Raw genomic sequence first — 15,677 nt, 5'->3', positions numbered from 1 at the left:
AGGATCTTACTGCGGTGCGGTGACGCGGAACGAATCGAACGACACGCCCAGCGGCGCGGTCGCGCTGCCGGAGCGGTTGCCGCTCAGACCCACCGCGCCGGCACCCAGGGGCGCCGCGTCGGTCGTGGTGATCTGCCAGGCTGCCGGCTTCGTGGTGTCCGTCGGCCAGAACTTGGCGGACAGCGTCGCCGACGTCGTCCCGGTCACGGACACCTCGAGGTTGTACGAGGTGTTCGCCGCCCAGACCAGCCCGGGTACAGCCTGCGTGCGCAGGACGGTCCCTTCGCGGTGCACGACGAGCCAGACCGTGCCGTCGGGACGCAGCCAGGCGCGGACGAAGTACTTTCCGGCCGCCGACTGCCGCGCGATCACGCCGATGTAGGCGCCGCCCGCCGCAGGGGCCTGGTCGACCCGGAACTGTGTCTCGAGCACCGTGTCGGCGGCCGACGTCGTGTTGAGCGTCGCGTGGCGGGTGTCCCCGGCGATGAGGTTAAGCTTCGCCTGACCGTCGGCCACCGTCGCCGCCGCCTGCGAACCGCCCGCGATCGTCCACGCCCCGCCGACCGTGGCGGTGCCCCAGCCGGGTCCCGCAGTACGGTCGAAGCCGTCGTCGGCCACCGGAGCCGGCTGCGGCTCGGGCTGCGGCTCGGGCTCGGGCTCGACGGGAGGCGCCGTCACGGTCACCGGCTTGCTGGTGGTGTGCGTGGCCCCCTTGTCGTCCTTCACCGTGAGGGTGACGGTGTAGGTCCCCGCCGCGGTGTAGGTGCGGCTGCTCGTCGCACCCGTCCCGGTCGTCCCGTCGCCGAAGTTCCATGCGTACGAGGCGATGGTGCCGTCGGAGTCGGTCGAGGCGCTGCCGTCCACGGCGACCGTGAGGTTCGTCGCGGTCGCGGTGAAGGCAGCCACCGGAGCGACGTTCGCGGGCTCCGGTTCGGGCTGCGGCTCGGGCTCCGGGGCCGGCGTGCCGAGGTTCTTCAGCGTGAAGTCGTCGAAGCTGGCGAGGTTGGTGCCCGTGGCGCTGCCCGCGCGGTAAGAGAACACGGTCGGGGCGCCGGCGACCTGGAGGGCCGGAGTCGCATCCGTCGTGGTGAGCTGCCAGTTCGCGGGCTCTGCCGACCCCGACGCCCACAGCTTGGCGCGGATGGTCGTCGTGGACGACCCGGTCGTCTCCATGAGAAGCGTGAACGAGCTGCCCGCGCTCCAGGTGAGCCCGGAGACGGCGGTGCTGGCGATCGCGGTGCCGTTGCGGTGGATCACGAGCCAGGTCGTGCCGTCGGCCCGGTGCCAGGCGAGGGCCCGGTAGCCGGAGGACCCGGAACGGCGAGCGCCCAGTCCTTCGTACGCCACCCCGGTGGAGGGACCGGAGGCGAGGGTGTAGCTGATGCGCGCGGAGGAGTCGAGGACCGACGTGCCCTGCAGCAGCATCTCCCTCGTCTCACCCGGCGTCAGGTTCACCTTGCCCACGCCGTCGCCGACGGAGAGCACCGCGGCGGAGCCGCTCACCGGCGCCCAGGTGCCACCCTTGTCGGCAGCACCCCAGCCGCTCGAGACGACACGGCCGAAGGCATCGGATGCCGCGAACACCTGAGCGGTCAGCGTCACCGTCTTGGTGGCCGTCGCCGTCGACCCGAGGCTGTCGGTCACCGTCAGGGTGATCTCGCGCGCCCCGGCGCTCGCGTAGGTGTGGCCGGCGGAGGCTCCGGAGCCCGCGGGGGATCCGTCGCCCCAGTTCCACGAGTAGGTCAGAGTCGCGCCGTCGGACGCGCTCGAACCCGCGGCGGAGACGTCGACGTTCAGCCCCGAGGCTGTCGCCGTGAAGGCAGCCACCGGGTCGGCATGCGTGGTCGTCACCTGTCGAGTGGTGGAGGCGCTGCCGCCGCGATCATCGGTGACGGTCAGAGTCACCGTGCGGGTGCCGGCCGTGGCGTACACGTGGGTGGCCACCTGCCCGGTCGACGTCGTGCCGTCCCCCCAGTTCCAGGCATAGGAGGCGAGAGAGCCGTCCGAGTCCGCCGAGGCGGACGCGTCGGCCGAGACCGTCAGGCCGTTCGCGGTCGTCTCGAAGGCAGCCGTCGGGAGGACGTTCGGCGCCTGCACCACGACCTGCTTCTCCGCCGTGCTGGCGAGCCCGTTGCTGTCCGTCACCGTCAGCGTCACCGTGTAGGTGCCGGACTTCTCGTACGTGTGGCTCGTCGTCTTGCCGGTCGCCGTGGCCGAGTCGTCGCCGAAGTCCCACTTGTAGCCGGCGATCGTCGCCGACCCCGCGGGCGCCGAGGCCTCCGCGTCGAACGCGACGGCGAGGTCGGTCGGGGTGGCGGAGAAGGCCGCGGTGGGTGCCTGGAAGCCCTTGCCGATGCCGTAGTGCGTCTTCACCTGCGTCGGGGTGAGCGCGAACGGGTAGACCGCGACCTCGTCCAGGGATCCTTTGAAGTACTTGGAACTGGGCTCGGACGGCCATCCGGCGAGGTTGTCCCCGCCGATACGCCAATATCCCGTGTAGTTCTCCGCGGTCGTGGCCCCGGCGAGCGACGAAACGAGCTGGCCGTCGACGTAGAGCTTCATCCCGTCCGCACTCTGCGTCGCGACGGCATGGTGCCACTGGTTGTCGTTGAGCGCCGCGCCGTTCTGCACCGTCTGCGTGCTGCCGTTGTAGGTACCGAAGACGAGGCGGCCGTTGTTGGTCATGTAGATGTGACGGTCGTAGCTGGTCGACTCACCCGACGCCGCGGCGCCGTAGCCCAGCAACTTGCCACCGCTGGTGGTGTTGGTCTTGAACCACAGTTCGGTCGAGAACTCGGAAGGCGCGGCGATCTTGCTTCCGGAGGCCACACGGCCCGTGTTCGTCCCGGTGAAGGTCGAGGCGCCGGTCGCGGTGTTCTCCACACCGGACGTCGATGCGGTCACTCCCGTGCCGAACACGGGGGTGTTGGATCCGGCCCAGTCCTGCGCGACGGTGCCGAGCGGGTAGTAGAGCTGCGGGCCGTCCGCCGTGACGGCGTTGACGTAGTTCGACACCGCACCGGCCGCGATGGTCACGCTCATCGCCTGGCTGGAGACGGAGTTGCCCGCACTGTCCTTCGCGACGACGGTGTACTCCTGCGTCGACCCGGGAGCTGCGGTCTTGTCCTCGAGGTTCACCGAGGGGCGGTCCCACCAGGTGCCGCGGGCGGTGGCGGTGGCCACCGGTGCGGTGGTCCCCGTCCGGCGCAGCTCGTAGGTCAGGGTGAGGTCGTCACGATCCCAGTTCGCTGGGATCGAGATCCGCGCACGCCCGGGGATGAACGACTGCGCCGTGCCGGTCCAGTTGGCACCCGACAGCCGAGGGCCGTCCTTCGCGCCGCCGGGCGGGTTGGTGGAGAAGCGCACGAGCCCCTCGAATCGACCGTTGTTCACGGAGCGGAACTCACCGCCGATCGAGATCATGTTCCCGGCACCGGTGATGGAGAGACCGGCCTGCCCCATTCCCGTGGTCACGCCGACAGCCCAGTCCGGTGTCCAGGCGTAGGCCGAGGGCGCCGGAGTACCGGCCCAGTTCTTGTACGTGCCGCCGGCCGCCGGCTGGTTGCCGAGCAGACCGCGGGCGTCCGCGGTGTACGCCTCCGAGTAGCGGTGCGTACGCGGGTTCTGCTCCGGGTGCATGCCCATCGTGCTGCAGGCATGGGTGTGGCTGGTCGTGTAGACCGTCTTGCCGGTCGAGTAGACGCCGTAGTGGTCGCCGAGGCAGTCCGCGATCCAGCGGACCTTGCCGCTTCCGGCCTCTGCCGCGAAGGTGCCCTCGAGGTTGCCCGTGGCCGCGTCCGCATACACCCACCCGGTGCCGTAGACGGCGCCGGCGTCGGCCGCGAGTCCGAAGATCCCCGCCTTGCCCGAGGTCGCCCCGGTGTTCGAGCCGTTCTTCACCGTCTGCGGCAGCGCCCATCCGCTGTCCACCGCACCGGTCGTCTTGTCGAGCGCGACGGTGCCGCGCATCGTCAGGTCGCCGTTGACTTGAGAGAAACGACCGGCGGCGATGACGTTCTGACCCGCCGGGTCCATCACCATGGCGTCGACCTGAAGGTCCGTCTGCGGCGCCCAGCTGAGCAGCGCGCCGTTCGTCGAGGAGAAGGCCGCGAGGTTCTTGCGCGGGGTCGCGTTGCCCTGTGTGAAGAGACCGCCGACGTAGACGCTCGAGCCCGAGGTGGCGAGGGCGTACACGCCGCTGCCGCCGATCGAGGGCGAGAAGCCGGGCACGAGCTGTCCGGTCACGGCGTCCAGCGCGGCGAAGTTCCAGCGCGTCTGTCCGTTGACGGCGTTGAAGGAGCCGCCGATGTAGATGCGGCTGCCGTCCGGCGAAGCGGCCACGGCCTTGATCACGCCGTTCACCTGCGGTGCGAAGGAGAGCAGCTGACCCGTGTTGATGTCATACGCGAGGACGTTGGAACGGGCGGTCAGGCTCGTCCCCGGTGCGGCGAGCGGTGCCCGGGCGTTGTCGAACTTGCCCACCGCGTAGACGGTCGAGCCGATCGTCGTCTGCGCCCACACATACCCGTTGTCGATCTGCACGGTCGGGATCGGGTCCGACGTCACCACGTCGTCGTTCCGCTGCAGAAGCGGCGGTGGCGTCGACGGTGCATCGGCCGCTGCCGCCCCGGTCGCCCCCAGCGTGGTCATGCCCGTGATCAGCAGCGCCGCCGTCACGACCGACGCGAGTGCGCTCAGCGCCCGCCTCGAAGTGGATGTCTTACCCATGTTGCTCCCCAGCCCCAGATTTCTTCTTTGAAAGTGTCACGCACGAGACGCGGCGGAAGTCGTCGCGTCCACAGCTCAGGAGAGCTCGCCCGCGAAGGTCGCCACCGGCTCACCGGCGGCATAGTTCACACTGATCTTCACGGCGCGGCCCTTCGTGGGGTCGAGCATGAAGACGTAGGTTCCCGTGGCGTCGTCGCCGGCGGCCAGTTCCCCGTGGAGCGGCTCGTTCGGACCCGCGGTGGTGGCCACCCCCACGTCGCCGTCGTCGGTGACGAGGCTGACGACGGCGGAGTCGATGCTCTGCGCCCGCTTCGACTCGTTCGCGACCTTCACGGTCACCACCACGGCGGAGCCGGCATACTCGCCCGGCGTCTCGGGCGTGATCTCGGTGGTCGAGATGTCGTCGACGGTCACGACCATGTCGGTGGACAGGGCGATCTCCGCGTCCAGCGCGCCGCTCTCCTCGGTCAGCGCAGGGGCCTCGGTGGGCCCTTGCGCCTCGGGATCGGCCGGCGGCGTCCAGTCGGTCGTGCTCGTGCCCTCGGGCTCCGGCGACGCCGCGGTGTCCGGTGCCGCCGTGCACCCGGCGAAGGCGAGCGCGAGCGCCACGACGGGCGCGATGAACAGCGCACGTCGTGCGCGAGATGAGCCGTCCCCAGAACGGCATGCTGAAACAGTGAACACTGCAGCTCCCCAGAACCCAGATTCCCCAGCCAGAGCCCCCTCGGCTCCGGTTTCCCCCCAGCCGTGCAGAACACGGCGTCGGCTAATGCTAGTGCGGTCCGTGGAAAACCACAACCCTCCGCTCAGGAGGAATGTCGGCGGTGCCCGCCGAGCTGCCCGGCGATCGCATCGACGGCCTGCTCGACCTCGGTGATGGTGTCGGAGTGGCCCCGACTCCCATGCCGATCGGCGATGGACGCCGGGTCCTGGGCGGAGCGCCGGTCGAGGAGACGACGGAGCGCACCGCCGCGACGCGGCGGGCCGCCGAGCGGCACGGCGCGTGTCCGCGCCCGATCGAGGTACGCGAGGTAGTCGGCGACCACGTCGGACCCCCCGGATGGGAAGCCGACCCCGAGGTGCGCCGCCTCGCGCAGCGTGAACATCCGGTCGCGGTGCTCGGGCGCCGCTCGCACCAGCTCCCCCCGGACATCGCGCGAGGCGGTCAGCACGAGGTCCGCCTCGGCGAGCATCTCCGGCGTGACCTCCTGGGCTCGATGCGCCCGCGACTGCGCCTGCCAGCCCTCGTCGGTGTGCCGCGCGGCGACATCGGCGCAGATCGGGTCGCCGTCGTGGGCGCGCACGCCGGCGCTGCGCACCGAGAACGCGGACCCCTCCCCCAGCCCGCGCCGCAGCGCCAGCTCGGCCAAGGGGGAGCGGCAGACGTTGGCCGCGCACACGATGAGGATCGAGCCGCCGGTCATGCCGCGTCACCGAGCCTTCCGATCTCGCGGAACCACTTCACCGCGGCGAGCGCGAGGAACAGGACCGCAGCGGCACAGAGCGCGGTGTAGGCGACGAGGAACACCGGCGTCCAGCCCCAGAGCACGAAGACGAGGCAGACCAGCCCGAAGTCGGTCGGCAGCAGCACGAGCGAGCGCCGGAGGGTGCCTCCGCCGCGCTCGTGCGTGGACGCGACGGCGTGCTTGCCCTTGAGGAGGTCGTTCAGAAGCATGCCCGAGAACGTGGTCGTGGCGACGATGCTGAACACGATGGGGATCAGCAGCAGCGACGGCGTCTCCGGGAGGACCCGGTACAGGCCGATCAGCACCGCCAGATGCAGCGACGCGATCTTGAGCGTGTCGATGAAGTGGTCCAGCCACTCGCCCTGCGGGCTCCCCCCGCCGCGGAGCCGGGCGACCTGACCGTCCGCGGAGTCCCACGCGTAGCCGAGGACGAGGAGGAGCGCGATGAGCAGCCCGAACGGCACGGTGACCGGGGCGAAGGCGATGAGACCGATCGCCGCAAACGAATGGACGGCGCTGATGATCGACACCTGGTTCGGCGTGAGACCGAGCCGGAACGCCACCGCGGCGAGTACGCGTCCGAGCCGGCGGTTCACGTAGACCGAGTAGGCCGGTGCACCACGCGCGTGCCCCTTCTGCGCCCGTGCGAGCTGTCGGTAGGCGTCTACGACCATGTCGTTCCCTTCGAGTCCGTGCCGGAGAGTCGCGAGATCCGCCGGGCCTCGCGCACCCCGCGGACGTAGGCGCGGAGCGGAGCGGCGGAGTGCAGCAGCTGTCGGCGGCCGCCGCGGAGGATCACCTCGCGGGCGGTACGGGGTATCGACCGGCGCCAGCGATGCACGGTCTCGTCGTCGAGGTGCCGGACCGCGTACAGCATCCGGTTGCGGATGTTGTAGAAGTAGTAGCCCTCCGACTTCGCCCTCGCGAGCTGGGGCTCAGCGCGTTGCGTGCCGCCTTCGTCGTGCACGGCCGTCGCGTCCTCGACGAGGAGGAGCGTGCCTCCGGCCGAGACCACGCGGCGGGAGAAGTCGACGTCCTCCCAGTAGAGGAAGTACTCGTCGTCGAAGCCTCCCGAGAGCGCCCACACCTCGCGGGTGATCCACAGGCAGGCGCCGCTCAGCCACGCCTCATACGGGCGCACGTCGTCCGCCCGGCGTTTGCGGCGCGCGCGCATCGTGCCGTCCTCGAGCAGGAGGTCGATGCCGGCGAACCACGTGCGTCCGTCGGAGTCGGTGATCACCGGCGAGGCGAGGGTCGTGCGCGAGGCCGCGGTGACCGCGGCCAGGCGCGCGAGCGATGCACGGTCGATATGGGCGTCCGGGTTGATCACGAGGACGTCGGTCGCACCGTCGGCGAGCGCTCGGGCGACCCCGATGTTGACGCCGCCGCCGAATCCGCTGTTCGTCTCGGGGGTGAGGAGGGTCCATCCATGCGCCTGTGCGACGGCGACGGCGGCCTCGCGCTCCGCGGTACCCGCCCAGTTGTCGACGACGACGATCAGCGTCTCCTCGTCGACGGCTCGGGCCTCGCGCTCCACGAGCACCAGATTGCGCTCGAGCAGCCGCGCCGAGGCGTAGTTCACGACGACGACGGCCAGCCGTCCGTGCACGATTGACACGCGATCCTCCCCCCGGATCCGCCCTCACGGTCCGCTCGGGTCGCCGGTCGAATTCCCCAGAGTCGCGACCGGCGTCGACTCCCAGGACACCGACTATACGCCAGAGGCGGCTCGGCGCACCCGCCGTTCACGGTACGATGAGCCGGCGCGGGGACACAGGCGCACGACTGCCATGGGGATGAGGCGGATGACGAGGGGACCGGGGACGGGCGACGCGATCGCCGTGACGATCGGCGTGCCCACCTACCGACGGCCGGAGCTGCTGGCGGCGCTGCTGCGTGCACTCCCCGACCGGATCGCGGAGTGCACGCATCTCGGCGTGGACGTGGACGTGGAGGTGCTGGTCGTCGACAACGACGCCGCCGGCTCCGCGCGCGAGGTGGCCGCGAGCGCCGCCCTGCCCGTCCGCTACGTCGTCGAGCCGACGCCGGGCATCGTCGCGGCCCGGAACCGGCTGCTCGACGAGTGCGCCGACCGCGATCTGCTGGCTTTCATCGATGACGACGAGGTTCCGCGCCCCGGCTGGCTCGCGGAGCTGATCGCGACGTGGCGCGCCTTCGACGCCGACGCCGTCATGGGCCGCGTCATCTCCGTGTTCGACGACGACGTCGATCCGTGGCTGCTCGCCTCGGGAACGTTCCGCCGTCCACCGCGTCCGACCGGCACCGTGCTCCCGGTCGCCGCCGCGGGGAACCTCCTTCTCGATCTCCGCGCGGTGCGTCGCTTCGGAGTGCGATTCGACCCGTCTCTCGGGCTCGGCGGCGGCGAGGACACGCTCTTCACCCGCGAACTCGTCGATCGCGGCGGCCGCATCGTCTGGTGCAACGAGTCCGAGACGGAAGACCTCGTCGTCGCCGCCCGACTCACCCGAGCGTGGGCGGCCCAGCGGGCGTTCAGCTCGGCGAACGCCGGCACCCGCATCGCGGTGAAGCTCACGCACGGGAGGATGCGCCGCGGGGTGCTCCGCGTGCGCGCCGTCCTCGGCGGCATCGCCCGGATCGTCGTCGGTGCGGCGCGCCGGGCCCTCGGCGCCGTCACCTCGAACATCACCCATCACGCCCGCGGCACCCGCCTGATCCATCGCGGTCGCGGCACCATCGCGGCCGCCTTCGGCCGCCGCTACGACGAGTACCGTCGCCCTTCGGAGGACAACACGATGACCGAATCCGCGTCGAGCATCCGCGTGATGCAGTCCCTGGGCGCGCCGCGCCCCACGACGAATCCGTACAACAAGATGCTCGACGAGGCTCTGGGGACGACGGAAGGCCTGGAACACCTCCGGTTTTCCTGGAAGACCGCGCTCTTCGGCCGTTACGACGCCTTCCACTGGCACTGGCCGGAGGCGAAGCTCCACGGATCCACCTGGTGGAAGTCCGCGGGGAAGTTCGCGCTCACGACCGCGCTCGCCTTCCGGCACCGGTTGTCGCGGCGGATCGCCGTGGTGCGCACGGTGCACAACCTGGAGCTCCCCGACGACAACGCACCGCGGCTCTGGCTGCTGCGGTTCATCGATCGCCACACCGACTACCGGATCGTCATCAACGAGACCACACCCCTGCCGGCCGGGACCCCGCACAGTCTCATCCTGCACGGGCACTACCGCGACTGGTACGCGGTCTACCCGTCCGCGGAGCGCGTGCACGGACGGCTGGGGTCGTTCGGCGGGATCCGGAGGTACAAGGGCCTCGACGGGTTCATCGACGCCTACGGCGAGGCCGTCGCGATCGAGCCGGCGCTGAGCCTGCGCATCGGCGGGCGTCCGTCCACTCCGGAACTCGCCGACGACCTCCGCGCACGCACCGCCGCGCTCCCCGGAGTCGACCTCCACCTCGACTTCCTCAGTGACGCAGAGCTCGTGGAGCTCGCGACGTCGTCCGAGCTGATCGTGCTCGCGTACCGCTTCATGCACAACTCGGGCAGCGTCCTGGCCGCCCTGTCGATGGGCCGCCCGGTGCTGGTGCCGCGGAACCAGGCGAACGAGGCCCTCGCCCGCGAGGTGGGCACCGAGTGGGTGCACATGTACGACGGGGACGACCTCGACGCCGAGACGCTCGTCTCGTCCTGGCGGGCGGCGTCCGCCCTCGCGGGGACCCCCGACCTCTCCCGTCGCGAGTGGGCGGATGCGGGTCGCGCGCACCGCGACGCCTTCCGAGCCGCCGTGCGCGTCAAGCGCCGGGGACGGGACTGATCCGCCCCCTCAGCCGTCAGCTATGAGACCGCGGACGAGCGCGTCGACCATCGTCCTCGTCGTGAACCGCCGCTCGACCTCGATCCGCCCCTGCCGCCCGAGCGCGGCCGCGCGGTCGGGATCGTCGAGCATCCCGATCAGCGCCTCCGCCAGAGCCTCCGGGTCCCGCGGTGGGACGAGGTCACCGGTGCGGGTGCTGACGTAGTCACGCATGCCCGGGGTGTCCGAGACGACGACGGGGCGGGCGGTGGACAGTGCCTCGAGGGCGACCGTCATCCCGGATGCGTGCAGGTTCGGGCGGGTCGCGGTCACCACGACACTCGCTGTCGCATAGAGATCGCGGAGCTCGGTGTGCGGCAGTCGGCGCACGAGCCGGACGCCCTCCGGAGGCGGCAACGCGGAGGGCGACTGCACGACGACGTCGACGCCCGGGCGTGCGGCGAGGACCAGGGCGAGCGCGGCGTACAGCGTCGCGGGATCCCGGTCCCTGTCGTTGCCCGCGCTGACGATCCGGGGTCGGGCAGCGGGCGGCTGCGCGCCGAAGAACTCGTGGTCGATCCCGAACGGCACGACGAAGATGCGGGGCCCGCCGGTCCCGAGGAGCCGCTGCAGGGGCACGACCTGTGCCTCGCTCAGCACCCAGAGCGCCGTGGCCGCCCGCAGCATCGTCACCAAGCGACCGGGCGCGGCACCGGCCGCCGCCATGTCGGTGAGCCAGATGACCCCCGCGGCGTATCGCGTCCGCGGCCGCAGGATCTGGAGGCGGTAGGCGGTGTTCTCGTCCCAGGCGATGGCGAGCCCCGCGCGGGGTCGGGGGCCGAGGCCGGCACGTGCGCGGAGCCGTGCGATCCGACCGGGATCGGGCAGCTCGTCCACCTCCACCACGGCATGGTCGCGGAGAGCGTCCAGCCCGTACGGCCACACGCTCGGAACCTCTCCCCTGGCGTGTGCGCGCGCCCAGACGGAGGCCGACTGCTCGGCACGATGCGCCCAGGTGACGGACAGCGCCGGGCTGTCCTGGGATCCCACGAGGCCCACTATGGCCCTCGGTCCGGGGGGTGTAAAGGGCGACTTCTCCGCTAGAGTCGAGCGTACGACTGTGGGGGTCGTCGGACGGCAGGGGATGGCCGTCCTCTCAGTGACGCCGCCACGAGCATCGATGTTTCACAAGGGGGATACATGAAGGGCATCATTCTGGCGGGCGGCTCGGGGACGCGGCTGCACCCCATCACGCTGGGGGTCTCGAAGCAGCTGATCCCGGTCTACGACAAGCCGATGGTGTACTACCCGCTGTCGACGCTGATGCTCGCCGGGATCCGCGAGATCCTGGTCATCACGACGCCGCACGACGCCGCGCACTTCGAGCGTCTGCTCGGAGACGGCTCGCAGTTCGGCGTCTCCCTCTCGTTCGCTCAGCAGGAATCGCCGGACGGTCTCGCACAGGCCTTCACGATCGGCGCGGACTTCATCGGGGACGACAGTGTCGCCCTGGTCCTCGGGGACAACCTGCTCTATGGGCCGGGCCTGGGCACGCAGCTCAAGCGCTTCGCCGACATCGACGGCGGCGCGGTCTTCGCCTACTGGGTGGCGGAGCCGGAGGCCTATGGGGTCGTGGCGTTCGACGCCGGTGGCCAAGCCATCTCCCTGGAGGAGAAGCCCGCCGCGCCGCAGAGCAACTACGCCGTACCCGGCCTGTACTTCTACGACAACGATGTCATCGAGATCGCCCGCAACCTGGCGCCGAGTGCCCGTGGGGAGTACGAGATCACGGACGTGAACCGGGCCTACCTCGAGCGCGGCAAGCTCCAGGTCGAGGTCCTTCCGCGCGGGACCGCGTGGCTGGACACCGGGACATTCGACCAGATGACCGACGCCGCCGACTATGTGCGCACGATGGAGCGCCGCACGGGAATGAAGATCGGTGTGCCGGAGGAGGTCGCCTGGCGTCAGGGCTTCCTCGACGACGAGGCCCTGCGCACGCGCGCGGAAGCCCTCGTCAAGTCGGGCTACGGAACCTACCTGCTCGGACTGCTCGAAAGGGGCGCTCGATGACCCGCCTGCTCGTGACCGGCGGTGCCGGCTTCATCGGATCGAACTTCGTCCACCACGTCGTCGCGCACACGGACGCGCAGGTGACGGTGCTGGACAAGCTCACCTATGCCGGCAACCGCGCCTCGCTCGCGGGCCTGCCCGCCGACCGGGTCGAGCTCGTGGAGGGGGACATCGCCGACGCCGCGCTCGTCGACAGCCTGTTCGCCCGGACCGACGCCGTCGTCCACTACGCCGCCGAGTCCCACAACGACAACTCGCTGCACGACCCGCGTCCGTTCCTCGACACGAACATCATCGGTACCTACACACTGCTCGAGGCCGCCCGTCGGCACGATCGCCGGTTCCACCACATCTCCACCGACGAGGTCTACGGAGATCTGGAGCTGGACGACCCGGCACGATTCACGGAGCAGACGCCGTACAACCCCTCGTCGCCGTACTCGTCCACGAAGGCCGGCAGCGACCTGCTCGTTCGCGCCTGGGTGCGCTCGTTCGGTGTGCAGGCGACGATCTCGAACTGCTCGAACAACTACGGCCCGTACCAGCACGTGGAGAAGTTCATCCCGCGCCAGATCACGAACGTGCTGCGCGGGATCCGGCCCAAGCTGTACGGCGCCGGACAGAACGTGCGCGACTGGATCCACGCCGACGACCACTCCTCGGCCGTCCTCACGATCCTGGAGAAGGGCGAGATCGGCCAGACGTACCTGATCGGCGCCGACGGCGAGAAGGACAACAAGTCCGTCGTCGAGCTGATCCTCACGCAGATGGGGCAGCCGGCCGACGCCTACGACCATGTCACCGACCGCGCCGGTCACGACCTGCGCTACGCGATCGACTCCACGAAGCTGCGCACCGAGCTCGGTTGGGCACCGCGGTTCTCCGACTTCGAATCGGGCCTGGCCTCGACCATCGAGTGGTACCGCGAGAACGAGGACTGGTGGGCGCCGGCCAAGGACGCTACGGAGTCGTTCTACGCCGCCAGGGGGCAGTGATGACCGCGTTCGGCAAGGCGCTCACGATCACGGAGACGCCGATCCCCGGCCTGCTCCTCGTCGACCTCCCCGTGCACGGCGATACCCGCGGCTGGTTCAAGGAGAACTGGCAGCGCGAGAAGATGGTCGCCGCCGGTCTTCCGGACTTCGGCCCCGTGCAGAACAACATCTCGTTCAACGACGCCGTCGGCACGACCCGCGGCATCCACGCGGAACCCTGGGACAAATGGGTCTCCGTCGCCACCGGCCGCATCTTCGGCGCCTGGGTCGACCTTCGTGAAGGAGAGAGCTTCGGCCGCGTCTTCACGGCGGAGATCGATCCGTCGCGCGCGATCCTCGTCCCGCGCGGCGTCGGCAACTCGTACCAGACGCTCGAAGCGGACACCGCCTACACGTACCTGGTGAACGACCATTGGTCCCCCGACGCGGCCTACTCGTTCCTGAACCTCGCCGACGAGACGGCGGCGATCGCGTGGCCGATCCCCCTCGACCAGGTCGAGATCTCCCCGAAGGATCGGGCGCATCCTCGACTGGCCGAGGTGACCCCGATCGGCCGGCGGAAGATCCTCGTCGTCGGGGCATCCGGTCAGCTCGGCCTGGCGCTGCGCAGGGCCTTCGGCGACGCGGAGCACGTCGAGTACACGACCCGCGAGACGCTGGATCTCCGCGACCCCGGGCTGACCCGCGCACGGCGCTGGCGCGACTACGGAGCGATCATCAACGCGGCCGCGTACACGGCCGTCGACCGTGCCGAGACGGCGGAGGGCCGGGCAGAAGCCTGGGCGGCGAACGTCACCGGGGTGTCCGCGCTCGCCCGGGTCGCGACCGAGAACGGCCTCACGCTCGTGCACGTGTCCAGCGACTACGTGTTCGACGGCACGAAAGACGAGCCGTACACCGAGACGGACGGGGTCCGCCCGCTGGGTGTGTACGGCCAGACGAAGGCCGCCGGAGACGCGATCGTCGCGACCGTGCCCCGCCACTACATCCTGCGCACCTCCTGGGTGATCGGCGACGGTCACAACTTCGTGCGCACGATGGCCTCGCTGGCCGGGCGGGGCGTCGCCCCGCGTGTGGTGGGCGACCAGGTCGGACGACTCACGTTCACGGCAGACCTCGCGGAGGCCATCCGGCATCTGCTCGACGCCTCGGCGCCGTTCGGGCTCTACAACGTGACCGGGGGCGGCGAACCGCACTCCTGGGCCGACATCGCGCGCGCGGTCTACCGGCTGACCGGGCACGACCCCGCCGCGGTCACCTCGGTGACGACGGAGGAGTACTTCGCCGACCAGGCCGGACCGATCGCGCCGCGTCCGCGCAACAGCGTCCTGGACCTCGCCCGGATCACGGCCACCGGCTGGACGCCGCGGGACGCGGATGCCGCCCTCGCCGACTACCTGTCCGCGGACGCCTAGAGCTCGCCCGGCTTCATCGCCTCCGCGTCAATGGCGCGGATGATGCGCAGGGTCGCGGTGTCCGGCTCCGGCTCGCCCGCGGCCCGCCGCTCCTCCCGACGCCGACGGGGCGCGTACACGACGAGCGAGTGGAACAGGAACCGGGCGAAGAACGCCACGACGAGAGACAGGGCCGTCGCGAGCACGCTGGAGATGTGCCACGTCTCGACCATGAGCGCCATCACCGGGATGCGCAGCGCCGCCTCGACGTTGTTGAACGTGAACGAGGCCGCGAAGCGCACGGCGGCGCTGCGAGCATCGGTGCGCATGTCGGCGAAGACGAAACGCTCCTGCAGCAGGAAGTTGCCGATGATCGTGACCTCGGCGCCGATGATCGCCGCCCACACGTAGGGCACGCCCGCGGCGGTCAGCGCCCACATGATCGCGAGGTTCGCGATGGCCCCGAGGACGCCGATCGCCGCGAAGAGGGACATCTTGCCGAAGCGCAGCCGGGCCAGGTGCGCGATGAACGTGGCCCCTTGCCGGAGGCTCGCCTTCGAGGTGCCGTGCCGACGCTCGGCGAACTCCATCGGGACCTCCGCGATCCGCAGATCGGTCCGGGCGAGGATCTCCAGGAGGATCTTGAACCCCTGCGGCCGCAGGGTGGCCAGGTCGAGCCGGCGCCGGTCGACGAGGAAGAAACCGGTCATCGGATCGGTGCTGCGGGCGAGCCGTCGGGGGAACATCGCGCGGGTCAGCCAGGTGGCCGCGCGGGACACCCCGAACCGCACGGCCGTGCCGAGGCCGCTGGTGTCGCCGCCGCCGATGTAGCGGGAGGCCGCGACCACGTCCGCGTCCCCCGCCGCATAGCGGTCGAGCAGAGCCGGCAGGAGCTCGGGCGGATGCTGGAGGTCGCCGTCCATCACGATGCAGACATCGGCGTCCGCGGCTCCCAGGCCGACCACGACCGCCCCGCCGAGGCCACCGACGTTGTCCGCGCGGTGGATCACCCGCACCGGGATCGGGGCATCGACCGCGACGCGCTCCACCTCGGCCGTGGTGTCGTCGGTGCTGTCGTCGACGAAGAGGATCTCGGCGTCCCGCCCCGCCAACGCCGCAGCTGTCCGCTCCACGAGTTCGGCGACGTTGTCGCGCTCGTTGTACGTCGGCACGATGACCGTGACCCCTGCCCCCAACGTGGTCCCCTTCGTTCCGCAGCCCCATCGGCTCCGGCAT

Annotated in this window: 11 protein-coding genes; 4 read left to right on the top strand and 7 right to left on the bottom strand. The window is 70.7% G+C overall.

Annotation, left to right across the window (positions count from 1 at the left end; translation table 11 throughout):
• Positions 1–6 precede the first annotated feature (6 nt).
• From WFJ36_RS09135 to WFJ36_RS09115, 5 genes are all read right to left on the bottom strand, one after another.
• Positions 7–4,728, bottom strand: a complete 4,722-nt coding sequence (locus tag WFJ36_RS09135) for a PKD domain-containing protein (protein WP_336643162.1) — start codon at positions 4,726–4,728, stop codon at positions 7–9.
• A gap of 75 nt (positions 4,729–4,803) precedes the next feature.
• The gene (locus tag WFJ36_RS09130) at positions 4,804–5,337 is read right to left on the bottom strand and encodes a DUF4352 domain-containing protein (protein WP_071327706.1); all 534 of its coding nucleotides are present in this window, start codon (positions 5,335–5,337) and stop codon (positions 4,804–4,806) included.
• 197 nt (positions 5,338–5,534) lie between these two features.
• Positions 5,535–6,152, bottom strand: a complete 618-nt coding sequence (locus WFJ36_RS09125) for an arsenate reductase/protein-tyrosine-phosphatase family protein (RefSeq protein ID WP_071327707.1) — start codon at positions 6,150–6,152, stop codon at positions 5,535–5,537.
• A complete protein-coding gene (locus WFJ36_RS09120) occupies positions 6,149–6,868 on the bottom strand; it encodes a CDP-alcohol phosphatidyltransferase family protein (RefSeq protein WP_071327708.1) in 720 nt (239 codons plus the stop codon). Before WFJ36_RS09120 ends, WFJ36_RS09125 begins: the two co-directional genes overlap by 4 nt.
• The gene (locus WFJ36_RS09115) at positions 6,859–7,812 is read right to left on the bottom strand and encodes a glycosyltransferase family 2 protein (RefSeq protein WP_292787535.1); all 954 of its coding nucleotides are present in this window, start codon (positions 7,810–7,812) and stop codon (positions 6,859–6,861) included. The genes WFJ36_RS09120 and WFJ36_RS09115 overlap by 10 nt, the downstream gene beginning before the upstream one ends.
• A 187-nt stretch (positions 7,813–7,999) precedes the next feature.
• Between WFJ36_RS09115 and WFJ36_RS09110 the strand changes: the two genes are divergently transcribed.
• Positions 8,000–10,000, top strand: coding sequence for a glycosyltransferase (locus WFJ36_RS09110; protein WP_292787537.1), 2,001 nt, complete (start codon positions 8,000–8,002; stop codon positions 9,998–10,000).
• A gap of 9 nt (positions 10,001–10,009) precedes the next feature.
• On the opposite strand, the gene WFJ36_RS09105 is transcribed toward WFJ36_RS09110, so the two are convergent.
• Positions 10,010–11,029, bottom strand: a complete 1,020-nt coding sequence (locus tag WFJ36_RS09105) for a glycosyltransferase family 4 protein (RefSeq protein ID WP_071328063.1) — start codon at positions 11,027–11,029, stop codon at positions 10,010–10,012.
• A 150-nt stretch (positions 11,030–11,179) separates the two neighbouring features.
• On the opposite strand from WFJ36_RS09105, the gene rfbA reads away from it, so the two are divergent.
• The 3 genes from rfbA to WFJ36_RS09090 are packed head-to-tail and all read left to right on the top strand — an operon-like array spanning position 11,180 to position 14,462.
• The gene (gene rfbA / locus WFJ36_RS09100; RefSeq protein ID WP_071327709.1) at positions 11,180–12,052 is read left to right on the top strand and encodes a glucose-1-phosphate thymidylyltransferase RfbA; all 873 of its coding nucleotides are present in this window, start codon (positions 11,180–11,182) and stop codon (positions 12,050–12,052) included.
• Entirely contained in the window at positions 12,049–13,047 is a 999-nt protein-coding gene (gene rfbB, locus WFJ36_RS09095) for a dTDP-glucose 4,6-dehydratase (protein ID WP_060922256.1), read from the top strand. Before rfbA ends, rfbB begins: the two co-directional genes overlap by 4 nt.
• Positions 13,047–14,462 carry a bifunctional dTDP-4-dehydrorhamnose 3,5-epimerase family protein/NAD(P)-dependent oxidoreductase gene (locus WFJ36_RS09090; protein ID WP_336643161.1) on the top strand — a complete coding sequence of 472 codons (1,416 nt, stop codon included), beginning with the start codon at positions 13,047–13,049 and terminating at the stop codon, positions 14,460–14,462. The genes rfbB and WFJ36_RS09090 overlap by 1 nt, the downstream gene beginning before the upstream one ends.
• Here the strand turns inward: WFJ36_RS09090 and WFJ36_RS09085 are convergent.
• The gene (locus WFJ36_RS09085) at positions 14,459–15,637 is read right to left on the bottom strand and encodes a glycosyltransferase (protein ID WP_256209349.1); all 1,179 of its coding nucleotides are present in this window, start codon (positions 15,635–15,637) and stop codon (positions 14,459–14,461) included. The genes WFJ36_RS09090 and WFJ36_RS09085 overlap by 4 nt on opposite strands.
• Positions 15,638–15,677 lie beyond the last annotated feature (40 nt).

It is taken from the genome of Microbacterium sp. MMO-113, assembly GCF_037148555.1.
GTDB lineage: Bacteria > Actinomycetota > Actinomycetes > Actinomycetales > Microbacteriaceae > Microbacterium.
The sequence above is the reverse complement of the archived record's forward strand: the minus strand, read 5'-3'. Positions and strand labels throughout refer to the sequence as shown.